The organism is Corynebacterium sp. UMB4614 (assembly GCF_030217065.1).
Taxonomy (GTDB): domain Bacteria; phylum Actinomycetota; class Actinomycetes; order Mycobacteriales; family Mycobacteriaceae; genus Corynebacterium.
The window spans coordinates 14,547-30,891 of the sequence record NZ_JASONC010000009.1; the positions used below are offsets into that span (position 1 = coordinate 14,547).

13 protein-coding genes are annotated in these 16,345 nt (G+C 67.3%); all 13 read left to right on the plus strand.

What is annotated here, in order from left to right:
* Positions 1–314 precede the first annotated feature (314 nt).
* The 13 genes from QP413_RS05365 (at position 315) to holA (ending at position 16,308) form a co-directional block, all read left to right on the plus strand.
* Positions 315–3,707, plus strand: coding sequence for a translation initiation factor IF-2 N-terminal domain-containing protein (locus QP413_RS05365; RefSeq protein WP_284780982.1), 3,393 nt, complete (start codon positions 315–317; stop codon positions 3,705–3,707).
* Between the two features lie 372 nt (positions 3,708–4,079).
* Positions 4,080–4,382, plus strand: a complete 303-nt coding sequence (rplU, locus tag QP413_RS05370; protein WP_012360616.1) for a 50S ribosomal protein L21 — start codon at positions 4,080–4,082, stop codon at positions 4,380–4,382.
* A 63-nt stretch (positions 4,383–4,445) separates the two neighbouring features.
* Complete coding sequence (gene rpmA, locus QP413_RS05375; RefSeq protein WP_012360615.1) at positions 4,446–4,712, plus strand: 50S ribosomal protein L27; 267 nt, start codon at positions 4,446–4,448, stop codon at positions 4,710–4,712.
* Between the two features lie 125 nt (positions 4,713–4,837).
* Positions 4,838–6,352: a GTPase ObgE gene (gene obgE, locus QP413_RS05380; protein WP_284780983.1), complete on the plus strand. Its 1,515-nt coding sequence runs from the start codon at positions 4,838–4,840 to the stop codon at positions 6,350–6,352.
* Positions 6,353–6,492: 140 nt separating this feature from the next.
* Entirely contained in the window at positions 6,493–7,641 is a 1,149-nt protein-coding gene (gene proB, locus QP413_RS05385; protein ID WP_336620845.1) for a glutamate 5-kinase, read from the plus strand.
* A 63-nt stretch (positions 7,642–7,704) separates the two neighbouring features.
* A complete protein-coding gene (locus tag QP413_RS05390; protein ID WP_284780985.1) occupies positions 7,705–8,994 on the plus strand; it encodes a glutamate-5-semialdehyde dehydrogenase in 1,290 nt (429 codons plus the stop codon).
* A 51-nt stretch (positions 8,995–9,045) separates the two neighbouring features.
* Positions 9,046–9,696 (plus strand): nicotinate-nucleotide adenylyltransferase, encoded by a 651-nt coding sequence (gene nadD / locus QP413_RS05395; protein WP_070757599.1) that lies wholly within the window; start codon positions 9,046–9,048, stop codon positions 9,694–9,696.
* Positions 9,697–9,812: 116 nt separating this feature from the next.
* A complete protein-coding gene (gene rsfS, locus QP413_RS05400) occupies positions 9,813–10,286 on the plus strand; it encodes a ribosome silencing factor (RefSeq protein WP_070761587.1) in 474 nt (157 codons plus the stop codon).
* A gap of 40 nt (positions 10,287–10,326) precedes the next feature.
* Complete coding sequence (locus QP413_RS05405; protein ID WP_284780987.1) at positions 10,327–11,100, plus strand: histidine phosphatase family protein; 774 nt, start codon at positions 10,327–10,329, stop codon at positions 11,098–11,100.
* Positions 11,097–12,071: a DegV family protein gene (locus tag QP413_RS05410; RefSeq protein ID WP_284780988.1), complete on the plus strand. Its 975-nt coding sequence runs from the start codon at positions 11,097–11,099 to the stop codon at positions 12,069–12,071. Before QP413_RS05405 ends, QP413_RS05410 begins: the two co-directional genes overlap by 4 nt.
* Positions 12,072–12,121: 50 nt before the next feature.
* Positions 12,122–13,093 (plus strand): ComEA family DNA-binding protein, encoded by a 972-nt coding sequence (locus QP413_RS05415; protein WP_284780989.1) that lies wholly within the window; start codon positions 12,122–12,124, stop codon positions 13,091–13,093.
* Positions 13,090–15,297, plus strand: a complete 2,208-nt coding sequence (locus QP413_RS05420) for a ComEC/Rec2 family competence protein (RefSeq protein ID WP_284780991.1) — start codon at positions 13,090–13,092, stop codon at positions 15,295–15,297. The genes QP413_RS05415 and QP413_RS05420 overlap by 4 nt, the downstream gene beginning before the upstream one ends.
* Before the next feature lie 6 nt (positions 15,298–15,303).
* Positions 15,304–16,308: a DNA polymerase III subunit delta gene (gene holA / locus QP413_RS05425; RefSeq protein WP_284780993.1), complete on the plus strand. Its 1,005-nt coding sequence runs from the start codon at positions 15,304–15,306 to the stop codon at positions 16,306–16,308.
* The last annotated feature ends 37 nt before the right edge of the window (positions 16,309–16,345 follow it).

A 16,345-nucleotide genomic window follows, 5' to 3' on the forward strand; every position in this document is an offset into this window, starting at 1 on the left:
CAACCGGTGTAGACACGATTTCTCGGGACGCTGGCTACCTCCCGGCGGGGGAAGTTATGACAAGATGGGGGACAGGATTTTCCTTACACCCGTACCCACAACGACGATGCGGTTCGGCAAGGGCAATCCATCACACTTAAACATCGTTTGCGAGCACACCTCCATCGCCAGGCCTCCTTTGAGGCGCCCGGCCCCGGTGTCGCTCTGGCGCCTGGCTGGCGCAGCGGCCGTCGTTTCCACAGGTCCGCTGCTGTTCTCGATCTTTTTCTTTAGGACGCCGCCAGCTAGCGCGAGAAAAACTTTCAAGGAGAAACGTGGCTTTTACGCCGGAACCAGCGCTGATTGAATCGGCCGGAAAAATTAATACTGAAAGCTTCGGTCGCAGGGTGCGCGTGCACTCGGTGGCCAAGGAACTGGGGATCACCAGCAAGGAGTTCATCGCCGTGCTGGGGGAGTACGGGATCACCGGCAAGGTGCCGTCCTCGACGCTGTCGAATGAGGAGGCCACCGACGTGGTCTCTCGCCTGGCTGGCGGGGGAGGGCTAACCCAGTCTGAGCAGCCAGCGGCGAAGGACGAGGCGGCCGCCGCCGAGCCCGCTGCCGACAAGGCCGGGGCCAAGGAGAGTGCAGCCAAGAAGGCGGGAGCCAGGAAGACCGCTGCCAAGAAGAGCGTGAAGAAGTCCACGGCTAAGAAGGCTGCGGCCAAGAAGAGCGCCAAGAAGGCCGCCGCGAAGAAGACGACCAAGCGCACAGCCAGCAAGAAGGCGGAAGCCAAGAACGCCGAGGCGGAGAACGCACAGCAGCACCAGGCCGCTGAGGCGCCACAATCCCAGGCTGAAGAAGCGGCGTCCACGACCCCGGAGCAGCAGGCTTCTACAAGCGAGGAGGCTCCACAGCCCGCTCGCCGCCGCGTGCGCCGAATCGTGCGCCGCGTGGGCAGCCGCGCCATCCAGCAGGACACCGCAGCGAAAAAGGCGGAGCCCTCGTCCGAGGGGATGGCCGAGAAGCAGGAGCAGCCGAAGAAGGCCGAGCCGAAGAAGGCTGAGCCCAAGAAGAAGGAACAGAAGGCCGAGCAGCGCCCCGCCGAGCTTCAGCCCGCGGCCGAGGAGGAGACCCCGGCCGACCAGCTGCACCCGGGCGAGCGCGAGGAAGCGGACATCGTCGACGAGCCGGTGCGCCTGAAGGGCTCCACCCGCCTGGAATCCAAGCGCCGCTGGCGTGAGGAGAACCGCGAGCGCGGCCGCCACAAGGCCATCAGCCGCTCCGAGTTCCTCGCGCGCCGGGAGTCCGTGCACCGCCAGATGATGGTGCGCGACGCCGAGCGACACGACCACACCGGCCTGACGACCCAGGTGGGCGTCGTCGAAGATGGCCAGCTGGTGGAGCACTTCGTCACCAGCGACACCCAGCAGTCGATGATCGGCAATATCTACCTGGGCCGGGTGCAGAACGTCCTGGCCTCGATGGAGGCGGCTTTCATCGATATCGGCACCGGCCGCAACGCGGTGCTCTACGCCAGCGAGGTCAACTGGCACTCCCCACACCTGCACTCCAAGTCCCGTCGCATCGACCAGGCTCTGCGCTCCGGCGACCAGGTGATGGTCCAGGTCATCAAGGACCCGGTCGGCCACAAGGGCGCCCGCCTGACCAACCGCATCAGCTTCGCGGGTCGCTACCTCGTGTACTTCCCGGGCGGCACCACCGCGGGTATCTCCCGCAAGCTGCCGGAGGCCGAACGCAAGCGCCTGAAGGAGATTCTGCAGCGCGTCGTGCCGGGGCAGGGCGGAGCGATCATCCGCACCGCCGCAGAAAACGTCGCCGAAGAGCTCATCGAGGAGGACGTCAACCGCCTCCACAAGCAGTGGCTGAACATCGAGAAGACTGAGGCTAAGGAGCGCAAGTCTAAGGGCGCGAAGCCCGTCACGCTCTACGAAGAGCCGAACATGCTGATCACGGTCATCCGCGACCTGTTCAACGAGGACTTCTCCGAGCTGCTCATCGAGGGCGATAAGTCCTGGCGTATGGTCCGCGACTACATGGGCCGCATGGCCCCGGAGCTGATGGACCGGGTGCACAAGTGGCACCCCGAGCAGCACGCCGACGAGGACGTCTTCGCCGCGCACCGCCTCGATGACCAGCTCGCCAAGGCGCTGAGCAGGAAGGTCTGGCTGCCCTCCGGTGGTCACCTGGTCATTGACCACACCGAGGCGATGACCGTCATCGACGTCAACACCGGCTCCTTCGTGGGCTCCGGCGGCAACCTCGAGGAAACGGTCACCGAGAATAACCTCGAGGCGGCCGAGGAGATCGTGCGCCAGATGCGGCTGCGCGACATCGGCGGCATGATCGTCGTCGACTTCATCGACATGGTGCTGGAGGAGAACCAGGACCTGGTGCTGCGCCGCCTCATCGAGTACTTGGGTCGGGACCGCACCCACCACAAGGTCAGCGAGGTCACCTCGCTGGGCCTGGTGCAGATCACCCGCAAGCGCCTGGGCGCCGGCCTGCTGGAGACTTTCTCCACCACCTGTGAGTGCTGCGACGGCCGTGGCGTGATCGTGCATCCGGACCCAGTCGAGCAGGACTTCAACGAGGAGCCGGAGCGTCGCCGCCGTTCCTCCCGCGGCAATGGTCGCGGCCGTGACGAACAAGGCTCGAAGGAGCAGCGCAACAGCCAGGGCGCGCAGCAGCGTCAGGACGGACGCGGAGGCCAGGGGTCCAAGAACCACGGCCGTGACGAGCAGGGCGACCAGCGCCGTGAGAATGTGAAGCGCCACGCGGACAAGGGCTCCAAGTCCAAGGCCTCCCACGGCAAGGGCCGCGAGGACTCCCAGGACCACCGTAACTCCGAGGGGCAGGAACGCCGCTCCGGTTCTGAGTCCGCTGCCGAGCGCGGCGGGGAGCAGAAGCAGGAGACGAGGACGTCGCGCCGGGGCGGTCGCCGTTCCGTTCAGCGTCGCGCCAACTCCGCAGTCAAGGACGCCACCGGCCGCGCCGAGCAGGGGTCCGCGGAGAAGAAGCAGCCGGCCGACCGATCGGGCGATGAGTCCCAGGCCAGCCAGGGGCGCGCTCCGCGTCGGGTGGTTCGTCGCCGCATCGTGCGGCGCACGGCACCTAGCCAGCAGCGTGATGGCTCTGGCCCGCGCAAGTCTGCGGCGAATGCGGATGCCCCGGAGCTGAAGATTTCCTCCCGCGAGGGCCGTTGCTCTGAGCAGCGGGATGAGCAGAAGAAGTCCGAGCGGGGTTCCCAGGGGGCGCGACGCCGGGGCCGCCGGGTGGTGCGCTCGACGCCGCGTGCTCGCCAGTCGGGTGCGGGTCAGGCTGGTTCGCCCAAGTCCCACGGGGAGCAGGGCGAGCAGCAGCGTTCCGGGCAGAAGCGAGGCTCCGAAGGCGATCGCCGCAACGCCGGGGCGCGACGCTCTGGGACCCGGGGTGCTGGGAAATACGGCGCCAACACCTACGAGGAGGCGGTAACAGAGTTCGAGAACTCGCCACGCCGTCGCCGCCGCACCCGCGGCAATTCCGTGTCGGATCGCCGTCCGCAGCCGGAGGACTTCGGCCAGAAAGCCGAGGCTGGCCAGGCCAAGGACGAACCCAAGCGGGAGGGCCGGGGCGCCGGGAAGTCCGAGCAGTCGGCGAAGGGTGGATCCCAGGGCAGGGCGCGGGGCCGTCGCCGCCGGGTGGTGCGCAGCAACCCGCGGCGCTAGCCCCAGGGCAGCGCTCTCCCTTCACGGGTGGGCGCTCAGCCCGCGGTCATGCCTGAGCCACCGTTGCGCGTTCGGCCGCGGGCAGGGAAGGGAGGGGAGCGATCCTGTCTCGCCACATCAGCCCCACCCTTCACGGCCTGGCGGTTTCGCCGGGCGCTACCTGCGATGGGCTGGAAAAAGATTTTGGTTTTCCAGCCCCTGCTGGGTAGTATTGAGCAGTCGCTGTTCATTGCCCCTAACCGGGCCCGGCTTGTTATGCCGAAATGAACACACTTAATTTTGCATATTGTCCAGTCAGGATGCTCGCGTCGCACGTGGGATCGTCGTCGAGAGCTGCCTGAGTCGAAGAGATTTATAAGGGGTAGCCCTACCATGTACGCGATCGTCAAGACCGGCGGCAAGCAGTACAAGGTTGCCGAAGGTGACCTCGTCAAGGTCGAGAAGATCGAGGGTGAGCCAGGTTCCGCCGTGGCTCTCACCCCGGTTCTCGTCGTCGATGGCGCGGATCTGACCTCCGGCGACAAGCTGGAAAACGTCGCCGTGAACGCAGAGATCGTCGAGCACGTTCGTGGCCCGAAGATCCGCGGAATGCACTACAAGAACAAGACCGGTTACAAGCGCCGCTGGGGCCACCGTCAGGCCCTGACCGTGCTGAAGATCACCGGCATCAAGTAATAACCGAGACGCGTCCGTGCTGAGTGCGCGGGTGCTCTTACTTCTTCCCGAGGAGGGAGACTCATGGCAACTAAGAAGGGTGCTTCTAGCTCCAGTAACGGTCGCGACTCCGAGGCAAAGCGTCTCGGTGTTAAGCGCTTCGGCGGCCAGCAGGTCAAGGCGGGCGAGATCCTCATCCGTCAGCGCGGCACCAAGTTCCACCCAGGTGTGAACGTTGGTCGCGGCGGCGATGACACGCTGTTCGCACTGAAGGCTGGCGCCGTCCAGTTCTCCACCAAGCGCAACCGCCGCCTGGTGAACATCGTGGAGGACGAGGCCGTCGAGGCTTAAAGCCCGCGGTTTTCAAACCCACGAGCACGAAGCTCCCGCACTTTCCGCCCCACCGGGGCGAGGGCGGGAGCTTCTTTGCATTATTCGCTAAAATTTGAATCCGATCGAAGGAAGGACTTACATCCATGTCGCAATTCGTTGACCGGGTCGTTCTGCACCTCAAAGCCGGCGATGGCGGCAATGGCTGTAACTCCGTGCGCCGCGAGAAGTTCATGCCCCTGGGCGGGCCGGACGGGGGCAACGGCGGCCACGGCGGAGACATCATCCTCGAAGTTGACCCCCAGGTGCACACCCTCCTGGACTTCCGCTTCTCCCCGCACGTGCGGGCCGAGCGTGGCAACAACGGCGCCGGCGACGACCGGCACGGCGCTCGTGGTAAGGACCTGACCCTCCACGTCCCGCAGGGAACCGTCGTCATCGACGAAGATGGCGAGGTCCTCGCCGACCTCGTCAGCCCCGGGCAGAAGGTCATCGTCGCCCAGGGCGGCTTCGGTGGGTTGGGCAACGCCTCCCTGGCCTCCAAGACGCGCAAGGCTCCGGGCTTCGCGCTGCTCGGTGAGCCCGGCGAGCAGAAGGATGTCACCCTCGAGCTGAAGTCCATGGCCGACGTCGGCCTCGTGGGCTTCCCCTCGGCGGGTAAGTCCTCCCTGATTTCCGTGCTCTCCGCGGCCAAGCCCAAGATCGCGGACTACCCCTTCACCACGCTCGCACCGAACCTCGGCGTGGTCAGCGTGGATCACGATACCTTCACCATTGCCGACGTCCCGGGCCTCATCCCCGGCGCCAGCGAAGGCCGCGGCCTCGGCCTGGACTTCCTCCGCCACATCGAGCGCACCGCCGTCCTAGCGCATGTCGTGGACGCAGCCGCGCTGGAATCCGAGCGCAACCCGCTGGACGATATCCGCGCCCTCGAGCACGAGCTGGACAGCTACCAGAGTGAGTTCAGCGCCGATGCGGGCCTGGGCGACCTCCGGGAACGTCCCCGCGTCATCATCCTGAACAAGATGGACGTCCCGGACGCCGAGGACATGGCGGACCTGCAGGAAGAGGAGCTGAAGAAGTTCGGCTGGCCGATCTTCCGCATCTCCACGGTCGCGCGCACCGGGCTCAACGAGCTGCGGTTTGCCCTGATGGACATCGTCCGGGAGCACCGCAAGAAGGTCGAGGACACCCCAGCGCCGCAGCAGGTCATCCGCCCGCAGTCGGTGGGGCCGAAGCGCAAGGGCCGCTTCGCGGACTTCGAGGTCCACGAGGATAAGCAGAACCCAGGCGCGTTCATCGTCACCGGGCACAAGATCGACCGCTGGATCCTGCAGACCGACTTCGAGAACGACGAGGCCATCGGCTTCCTCGCCGACCGCCTGGCCAAGGCCGGCGTCGAGGAAGCCCTGTGGCAGGCCGGTGCTGTGGACGGTTCCGAGGTCACCATCGGTGGGATCACCTTCGGGTGGGATCCGCAGACCGTGGCGGGCGTGGACCAGACCCCAGCGTACGGCCGCGGCAAGGACCGCCGACTGGAGCAGACGGACCGCGTGACCGCAGAGCAGCGTAAGCGTGCCTCCCAGGCACGACGCGGCCTGATCGACGAATATGATTACGGCGACGGCGAGGTCGCGGACACCGAGCGCTGGCAGGGTTAGCGCGACGTTGAGTAGCGAATTAGATAACGTTTAGATAACTCAAAAGCCTCAGAATTCATAAGTAATTTGGCATACTGGTGGGCATGTCTGCAGCGAGCAACGAAAATTCAATGCCCACACAGCAGCTAGATGCCACCACGATGCCGGAACCCGGCACCGTGCGTCACCGCATCGCCAATGCCAAGCGGCTGGTGGTGAAAATCGGATCCTCGTCCCTCACCGACGAGTCCGGCCGCGTGGACCCCGCCCGCATCGACACCATCGCCGATGCTCTGGAAGCCCGCATGTCGGATGACACGGACCTCATCGTCGTCTCCTCCGGTGCAGTGGCCTCGGGCATGGACCCGCTGGGCCTGCGCCAGCGCCCCAGCGACCTGGCCACCAAGCAGGCGGCCGCCTCGGTGGGCCAGGTGCTGCTCGCCCAGGAGTGGGGGAGGAGCTTCGCCCGCTATGGCCGCACCATCGGCCAGGTGCTTCTGACCGCCGCCGACGCCGGCCGCCGCGACCGCGCCCGCAACGCGCAGCGCACTATCGACCGCCTGCGCCAGCTCTCCGCCGTGCCGATCGTCAACGAAAACGATACGGTCGCGACCTCCGAGATGCGCTTCGGCGATAACGACCGCCTCGCCGCCATCGTCTCCCACCTCGTCTTCGCGGACGCCCTCGTCTTGCTCTCCGACGTGGATGGTCTCTACGACCGCAACCCGAACGAGCCGGATGCACAGTTTGTTTCCGAGGTGCGTAGCAGCAATGACCTCTCGGGGGTTGCCGCCGGCGACGGCGGCCGACTGGGCACCGGCGGCATGGCCGCGAAGGTCACCGCTGCCCGCCTGGCCTCCCGAGCAGGCGTTCCGGTGCTGCTGACCTCCACCGAGAACATCGCCCCAGCCCTGGAAAGCGCGTCCGTGGGCACCTGCTTCTGGCCCGAGGAAGATCGCCTCTCCGCGTGGAAGTTCTGGGTGCTCTACGCCGCCGAGTCCCGCGGCGCACTGCAGCTCGACGACGGCGCGAAGGAGGCCGTGGTCGACGGCAACAAGTCCCTCCTCGCAGTCGGCGTCACCCAGGTCATGGGTGACTTCAACCGCGGCGACATCGTGGACCTCGTGGGCAGCGACGGAAAGATCTTCGGCCGCGGCGAGGTGAACTACGACGCCACCGACCTGGTCCCGATGCTGGGACGCCACACATCGGAGCTTCCGGGCGACGCGCAGCGCCCTGTGATCCACACCGATTACCTCTCTTATTACGCCAACCGGCAGCCGCCCCGCCGCCAGCAGCTGCTTAGTTAGGCACAAGATTTCCGAGCCCCACCAGGGGCAATCCTAAATTTTCCCAGCGATGAAAGAGGCATGATGAGCGAAAAGAACGATAACCTTTCCCCACAGCGTCAAGCCGAGCGCGAAGAAGTGCTCGCCAAGGCCGCCAAGGCGAAGCAGGCCAGCCGGGTCGTGCTCACCACCCAGCAGAAGAATGACCTACTGCTCGCCGCCGCCGACGCGCTGATCTCCAACACCGACGCGATCCTCGAGGCCAATGCCAAGGACGTCGCCGCGGGCCGCGAGGCCGGTTTCGACGACGCCCTGATCGACCGCCTCGCCCTGGACGCCGGTCGCATCGAGGGCATCGCCGGCGGTCTGCGCCAGATCGTCGGCCTGCCGGATCCGGTGGGAGAGGTCGTCCGAGGCCACACCCGCCCGAACGGCATCGACCTCAAGCAGGTCCGCACTCCGCTCGGCGTGATGGGCATGGTCTACGAGGCCCGCCCGAACGTCACCGTCGACGCCTTCGGCCTGGCCATCAAATCCGGCAACGTCCCGTTGCTGCGCGGCTCCCGCTCCGCCCGCCAGACCAACGAGAAGCTGGTGGAGCTGCTGCAGGACGTCGCCGCCGAGCAGGGCCTTACCCGCGACATTGTCCAGCTGCTGCCGTGCGATAGCCACGACTCCGTCCAGGACTTGGTCACCGCTCGTGGCCTGGTCGACGTCGTCATCCCGCGCGGTGGGGCGCGACTGATCGAGGCGGTTGTTCTGAACGCGACCGTTCCCGCGATCGAGACGGGTACGGGCAAGTGCCACTTCTACATCGACGCCTCCGCCGACCTGGACGAGGCGATCCAGCTACTGCTCAACGGCAAGACCCGCCGCTGCTCGGTGTGCAATGCGACCGAGACCGTCCTGCTGGATGCGGCTCTTTCTGATGACGCCAAGAAGCGTGTCTTCGCAGAACTGGCTGCTGCCGGCGTGCGCGTCCACGGCGTGAAGGCCGAACTGGATAGCCTGGCCGAGGACGTGGTGGAGGCCACCGCGGAGGACTGGACCGACGAGTACCTGAGCTTCGATATCGCCGCCGCGATCGTCGATGGGGTGCGCGGCGCGGTGGAGCACATCACCACCTACAGTTCTGGCCACACCGAGGGGATCTCCGCACGGGACTACGAGGTGCTGCGCTACTTCGAGAAGCACGTGGATGCCGCCGCGCTCTCCCTGAATACCTCCACCGCCTGGACGGACGGCGAGGAGTTCGGCTTCGGCGCGGAGATCGGCATCTCCACCCAGAAGCTGCACGCCCGCGGGCCGATGGGCCTTCCGGAGCTCACGAGCACCAAGTGGGTGCTCACTGGCGAGGGTCAGACCCGCCCCTAGGCGACACAGCGCGCACCGGCCCCGCGACTCCGGTGCGCTAGCCTAAGCAGCATGACTAACACCCCGTCCCCGGCCACGGAGGCTCCCGCGAACCCCGACTCGCCGCGCCGCGTCGGCGTCATGGGTGGGACCTTCGACCCCATCCACAATGGCCACCTGGTCGCCGCGAGTGAGGTTGCGGACCGTTTCGACCTGGACGTTGTCGTCTTCGTCCCCACCGGGCAACCCTGGCAAAAGAAGGGTAAGCGGGTCTCCCCGGCGGAAGACCGCTACCTGATGACCGTCATTGCGACCGCCGCGAACCCGAGTTTCCGAGTCTCCCGGGTGGACATCGACCGTGGGGGAAACACCTACACGGTCGACACGCTGGCGGATATGCGCAAGATCTACCCGGACGCGGAGCTGTTCTTCATCACCGGCGCGGACGCGTTGAACCAGATCATCACCTGGCGGGACTGGGAATCCATGTTCGACTTGGCGAACTTCGTCGGGGTGACCCGGCCTGGTTACGAGCTCTCGATGCTGGACTCCCCGTTGGCCCGGGAAGTGGAAGCCGGGAGGTTGAGCCTGGTGGAGATCCCCGCGATGGCGATCTCCTCCACGGACTGCCGGGAGCGCGCGATGAGCGGCCGGCCAGTCTGGTACCTCGTCCCCGACGGGGTGGTGCAGTACATCGCCAAGCACCGCATGTACGCCGATTAGGCGACATTCAGCAACCTACGGCGCCCCGCACTGCCCGACGCGCCGGGAACAGGCGGAGCCCTCGCGGATGCCCCGCTATCATGGGGCTAGAGCATACTTCTTGAGAAAGGTTTCGCTTGACCGCACAACCAGAATCCATCGCCCTCGCCAGTCTCGCTGCCCAGGCGGCAGATGAGAAGAAGGGCGAAGACATCCTCGTCATCGACGTCTCCAACCGCCTGGCCATCATCGACTGTTTTGTGATCGTCACCGGCGATAACGAACGCCACGTGCAGTCCATCGTTGACGAAGTCGAGGATCACCTGGCCGAAAATGGCACGAAGCCCCTGCGCCGCGAGGGGCGCGGCGAGGGGCTGTGGGTGCTGCTGGACTACGGCGACGTTGTCGTCCACGTGCAGCGCCGCGCGGAGCGCGAGTACTATGCGCTAGACCGTCTCTTCCTCGACGCCCCGCAGATCGAGGTCGAGGGCGTGGAGCAGGTCGATCGCGGCGCCAACTGGGACCCGGATGCCGAGGTGGATGTCCTCGACGTCCAGACCATCGACGATCTGCCGCTGGCTGGCCCAGAGCCCGACGCCGACGAGCTCTAAAACCCAGCCACGATAAAACAACACTAAGAAGAACACCGCCATGACTGCTAACGCGAGCCAGCGCAGGCTCATCCTGATGCGCCACGGAGAGACGGAGTACAACTCCGCAGGGCGCATGCAGGGCCAGCTGGACACCCCGCTATCGGAGGTTGGCCGGCAGCAAGCCCGCGACGTCGCCGCGGTGGCCCGCGACTGGAACGTCACCAAGGTGGTCGCCTCCGACCTGGAGCGCGCGGTGGAGACGGCGAGTATCGTCGCCGAGGCCTGGGGGCTGGACGTCGAGATCGACCCCCGGTTCCGGGAAACGCACCTGGGGGACTGGCAGGGCGGATCCCACACCGAGATCGACGAGCAATACCCCGGCCAGCGGGCGTATTGGCGCCACGATCCGCGCTGGTCACCGCCCCGTGGGGAGACCCGGCTGGATGTGGCCGAACGCACCGCGGCCGGGATCGCGGACCTCATGGCCTCCGATGCCTTCGATGGCACCGTGCTGGTGGTGGCGCATGGTGGGTCGATTGCGGCGCTGACCTCGCGCTTGCTGGATGTCCCGGCGGAGCACTACCCGGTATTCGCCCGGCTCGGCAACGCGCGCTGGGCCGAGCTGGTGGCGCGCCCGCACTTCCCGGTGTCTGGGCAGGGGGACGGGCCGCAGACCGCGCCCGCGGTGGACGGTTCGACCGTTCCTGAAGTGCCGGAGGCCGCGGCCGAGTGGTGGCGCAACCCGCGCTGGTACCTGGAGGGCTGGAACGTCGGAGTAGAGGTTCCGGGCCAGCAGCTGGACAACCCGGATGAAGGGGGCGCAGCACGGTGACCGTTCATGTGATCACGGACTCCTCGAGCTGCCTGCCCCGCGATCTCGCCGACGCTGCGGGCGTGACGGTGGTGGATCTGTACACCTCGGGGCAGGGGGCAGAGAAGACCACCGCCGGGCTGGGGGCGTTGGAGCTGACCGCTAATTATGCCCGCCTGCTGGAACGCAGTGGGGACGATGGCGTGGTCGCACTGCATCTATCCAAGGAGCTGTCCTCCACCTGGTCCAACGCGGTGACCGCAGCCGGGGTGTTGGAGGGCAAAGTGCGCGTCGTGGACACGAACACGGCGGGCATGACGCTCGGTTACGCTGCGCTGGAGGCCGCCCGGGTGGCTCGCGCTGGCGGCAGCCTCGACGAGGTGGCCGACGCCGCGGACCGGGTGCTGAGCACCGCGACCCTGTGGCTGTATGTGCACAAGATCGATAGCCTGCGCCGGGGTGGGCGCCTGTCCACCGCGCGCACGCTGCTGACTACCGCTCTGGCGATCAAGCCGATCCTCAAGCTTGCGGACGGGGAGCTGCAGCTGGCGGCGAAGACCCGCACCCAGGCCAAGGCGATGGCGAAGCTGGTGGAGATGGCCAGCGAGGTCGTCGTCGCCGAGGCTGATGCCGCGGCCGAGGAGGGGCGCAAGCCCCGGCGCATGAAGATCGGGATTATGCAGTCGGAGGCGGTGGAGCCCGCCAAGCACCTGAAGCAGATGCTCGAGGAACAGTTGGCTGAGCTCCCAGCGCAGCTGGTGGAACGGGCCCTGAAGCCGGAAAAGTCGAAGAAGTCCGAGAAGGCTGATAAAGCCGACAAGGCGGCGAAGGCTGCGCAGGATGCCGCGGCGGAGACTGCCGATGGGGGTGCTTCGGCCGAGCCGACGCCGCCGACTCTGCCCGAGGTCGACGTCGAGCTCTACGAGGTCTCCGAAGGAATCGCGGTTCACACGGGTCCGGGTGCGATCGGTGTGGCCGTGGTCTGCGACTAACCTGCCCCATCCACAGGTCGGGGTTGTCCACAGGCCCCAGGGTTTTTGGCGTGGGGTTACCTTCTGCTTCGGTGGGAGTGCCCGGCAACCGTGATTCGCTGGGCGGCATGGGAGGCAGTTTTCAACGCAAGCAGGATCACAGCGCGCTCCAGGAACGGATCGCCGCGCTGACCCAGCCGATGCCGGGGCACGAGACAGCGCTTGTGGACTTCGAGAAGCGCTCCTGGTTGAGTGCTGCGTCGGCGAAAGTGCTGGTGGGGATCGTCGCCGCTGTGGTGATCGCGGTGGGTGGCATCGGATTGCTCACCCGGACAGGTGACGAGGCAGAGGACGTCATCAACCCGGCGGGCAGGAACGTTCATAGCGAGGATGCCGAGAGGGTGCTTTCGGCGGGTGGGGACGGGGCTGGCGGTGCGGCGGCGAAGGACGGTGCTGCCGGTGACGGGGACGCTGGAGCCGACGCCACCAGCCAGGGCGGTGGCTCCGGTGCGGCGGCGGGTGACGGCAAGCAGGACGACGCCGCGGCGGTCGTCGTATCTGTGCAGGGCAAGGTGCGCACCCCGGGGCTGCTGGAGATGACCGGAAAGCAGCGGCTGGGCGATGCCATCAATAAGGCTGGCGGGGCGTTACCCGGCGCGAATCTCAATAACGTGAACTTGGCAGAGAAGGTTTCCGACGGCCTGCAGATCGTTGTGGACCAGCACGGTTCCTATGTGCTGCGGCCAGGAGAGGCCGGGCCGGCTGGTGCTGGTGGCTCGTCGGGCGGTACTGCTGGTGGTACGTCGGCTGGCGGGGCTGGTGGTAGCGAGGCCAGGGGAGGTGCAGCTGGCGGGAAGGTCAACATCAACTCCGCGGATGCCACGCAGCTGGAGACGCTGGACGGGGTGGGGCCTGCGACGGCCAAGGCGATCGTCGAATGGCGGGAGGCCAACGGGCCATTCCGCTCCGTGGAGCAGCTCATGGAGGTCCGCGGCATCGGGCCGGGCAAACTCGCGGCGATGAAGGACGGGGTCAGCTTGTGAGCGTGCGGCAGCACCCGGGTGAGCAGAACCAGCCCGTGGACTCGGTGGCGGGCCGCAGGCCCCCGGAGGCGGCTCGAGATCCGCGCTCACCCGATGCGCAGCGCGCCCGCCGTGGACCGGACCTCAGGCTGCTGCTTCCCGCCGCGGCCGCGTGGGCCGCAACGGCAATGACGATCCTGCTGCGGGGCCCGTGGGTGGCGGTCGCTGCGGTGGGCCTTGCGGTTGTTGTGGCAGCGGTGCTGGTCTCATCACGGGTGCGCAGCTACCTGCGCTGGCGCGGGTTGCTTCGGGCTGCCGGGTGGAACCTTGTGGTCGCGGCGGCGATCGCCAGCCTGGCCGCAGCGGGCACAGCCCTGCAGGTTCACCGGGTGGATAGTCACCCGATCATGCGCGAACTCAGCTCCAGCGAATCGACAGGCCAGCAAGGTGAGAAAAACGAGGAGGGGGCGCGGGGCCACTACCGGGGAGAGGTCACCATCGCCGGTGGGGCACGGGTGCTCAACGGCGGCAGCCTGAAGATCCCGGTACGGATCACTGGGCTGGGCGAGCTGCCACTGTTTGTGAACGACCGCCACCGCAGCCCGGAGCTGCTTTCTGCTCAGCCCGGCACCACCCTCGAACTCGCGGCGACCGTGCGGGCCGATGAGCGCCCTGGGCTGGTGCCCGCCAGGCTCTCCGCGACCAGGCAGCCCAGCATCACGGCAGAGCCACGGGGCGTTATGGGGATCTCCGCACGGCTGCGCCGGAACATCAACGAGCTGGCCAGCACCGGGCCGATGGCTACGTTGGCCAACCAGGCCTGGTTTTCCGGTGCGGAGGCGCTGATCCCGGGCATGCTCATCGGGGATATCTCACAGATGCCCCAGGACATTCGGCAGCACTACATCGTCAGCGGGCTTTCCCACCTGACCGCCGTCTCCGGGCTGCATGTCGCCGTGCTCATCAGCGCGGTGACCATCGCCGCCACCGCGTGCGGGGTGTCCCGGCGGGGTAGGTGGGTCATCGTCATGGGCACCCTCGTGGCTTTCACGATGGTGGTGGGGCCGCTGCCGAGTATCCTGCGCGCCGGGTTTATGGGGCTCGTCGGGGCGGTGGCGGTGTTGAGCTCCCGGTGGAGCGACTCGCTGGCAGCCCTTGGTGGGGCGGTTCTGGCCCTGGTGCTGATCCGGCCTGGCATGGCAGTGGAGTACGGCCTGCTGCTCTCGGTGCTGGCGACCGTGGCGATCGTGACCGCCGGCCCCCGGATTGGCCGCTGGCTCATCCTGGTCTGGGGCCGGTTCACCCAGCGCCGCTGGGCTCGCGAGCCACGGGTGGTCGAAGGGATGCTCCTGCGCGCTCTCGCGGTCTCCTTCGTCGCCGATGTGGCGACCCAGCCGGCGATCGTCATGATGACGGGCATCGTCTCGCCCGCGGCCGTGCCCGCCAACCTCGCGGTGGGATGGGCGGTCGCCCCGCTGATGGTGCTGGCGCTTGTTGCCTGCCTCGTCGGCAGCGCTGCCTTGCTCCTCGGTATGCCCGTGGGTCTGGCCGCCTGGCTTCTCGTTCCTGCAGCCCCCGCGGCATGGTGGATCCACACCGTGGCCGAGCGATGCTCCCGCACCTGGGTGCTCCACACCCCCGGCGGACCCGGCTGGGCGCTGGCCTGGGCAGCGATGCTCGGGGCGATGATCCTGGCAGCAATGGGGATGCTGTGGTGGCAGACCATCCCCGTGCTCATCGCCTGCGCGATGCTTCTCGTACGCATCGGCACCTGGCAGCTCGGGCCCTACGAGGCAGCGGCACCCGCGCCGGGCTGGGGCAGCGACCTCGGTGCCGAGCCACACTGGGCCGTCGCGGTCTGCGGTCGGGACGGCGAAACAAGCGGTTGGCAGCTTCGCTATCCCACCGCCACGCGCCAGCCCTGCCAGACGCCGCGGGGGAAGCTCACACTGCAAGCGGGCGGCGTCGTCGAAAAGAAAGGGGAGCAGACAGCGGCCGGAGAGCCGAAGGTAGTGACGGTGAACAGCGATGCGCAGGCCTTAAGCGTCCGGGAGGCAGCGCTCATCGTCGTGCTGGACTGCGAAGGGCCCGCCGAGGGCACGGGGAGGCGCAGCCACGGGCGGCCAAGCCAGACGCCGGGTGGGGTGCCCGTGCACTATCCCTGTGCCGATGGGGCGGGGCTGCTCACACCGAAGGGGCTGGTTGTTTCCGGTGGCCCGCGATGATCTGGCATGATTTTGGGCATGGCACGTGGCGAACAGGCGAGCAAGAAACCCCCGGCGATCTCCGCGGTCAACATGATCGTGGGCGCGGAGGAATTCCTCGCCGAGCGGCAACGCTTCGCCATCGTCCACGCGGCTCGCAAGAACGCGGGCAATCCAGACCTACCCGTGGAGCTGCACAAGGCCACCAACCTGAGCGAGCCGCAGCTCATCGAGCTGCTGAGCCCCTCGCTGTTCGCAGAGGACCGGATCGTGGTGATCTCCGGGGTCGCGGACTGCGGGAAGGAGACGGTGGCGCTGCTGAAGTCCGCCATCGAAACCCCGGCTGATGGCGTGGTGCTGATCCTGCTGCACAGCGGGAAGGGCCGCAATAAGCGGCTGGTCAACGAGTGGCAGAAGCTCGGGGTACGGATCTTCCCAGCGGAGCCACTCCGGCCCCGGGAGCGGCGATCCTTCGTGGAGCAGGAGTTCCGCTCCTATGGGGTGAGCGTAGGCCCGGAGGTCGTGGACCGCATGCTCGACTCGGTGGGCTCCGATCTGCGCGAGCTGGCGAGTGCGGTGAGCCAGCTGGTCGCCGACACCGATGCGAACGTCACCCCGGATGCCGTGCAGCGCTACTACCAGGGGCAGGCGGAGGTCACCGGTTTCGATATCGCGGACCTGGTGCTGGCCGGCCGCCAGGGGGAGGCCGTGGCCGCGGCGCGTCGGGCGATTCAGCTGGGGGTGCCACTGGTGCTCATCGCCTCGGCGCTGTCTACCGCGATGCGAGACGTGGCGCGCGTGGCCGGTGCTGGACGGATCGATCCACGGAGGGATGCGTCGGCCTTCGGGATGGCGCCCTGGAAGCTAGAGAAGACGCTGCGGGTGGCCAGGCAGTGGCCCCCGGCGGCGGTGTCCCGGGGCGTGCAGCTGGTCGCGCAGCTGGATGCCGGGGTGAAGGGGCAGCTGCCCGCCCCGGAATATGCGGTGGAGGACACGGTGCGACAGCTCGCGGGGCTCATCGCCCGCCGTTAGTGCTGTCGCCTGGTGGCGGTGTAATCCGGCGACCACC

What these genes read in the sequence shown, in the direction of transcription:
- rplU (WP_012360616.1), top strand. Translation starts at nt 4,080, where the DNA reads ATGTACGCGATCGTCAAGACCGGCGGCAAGCAGTACAAGGTTGCCGAA.
- rpmA (WP_012360615.1), top strand. Translation starts at nt 4,446, where the DNA reads ATGGCAACTAAGAAGGGTGCTTCTAGCTCCAGTAACGGTCGCGACTCC.
- obgE (WP_284780983.1), top strand. Translation starts at nt 4,838, where the DNA reads ATGTCGCAATTCGTTGACCGGGTCGTTCTGCACCTCAAAGCCGGCGAT.
- proB (WP_336620845.1), top strand. Translation starts at nt 6,493, where the DNA reads ATGCCGGAACCCGGCACCGTGCGTCACCGCATCGCCAATGCCAAGCGG.
- QP413_RS05390 (WP_284780985.1), top strand. Translation starts at nt 7,705, where the DNA reads ATGAGCGAAAAGAACGATAACCTTTCCCCACAGCGTCAAGCCGAGCGC.
- nadD (WP_070757599.1), top strand. Translation starts at nt 9,046, where the DNA reads ATGACTAACACCCCGTCCCCGGCCACGGAGGCTCCCGCGAACCCCGAC.
- QP413_RS05405 (WP_284780987.1), top strand. Translation starts at nt 10,327, where the DNA reads ATGACTGCTAACGCGAGCCAGCGCAGGCTCATCCTGATGCGCCACGGA.
- holA (WP_284780993.1), top strand. Translation starts at nt 15,304, where the DNA reads ATGATTTTGGGCATGGCACGTGGCGAACAGGCGAGCAAGAAACCCCCG.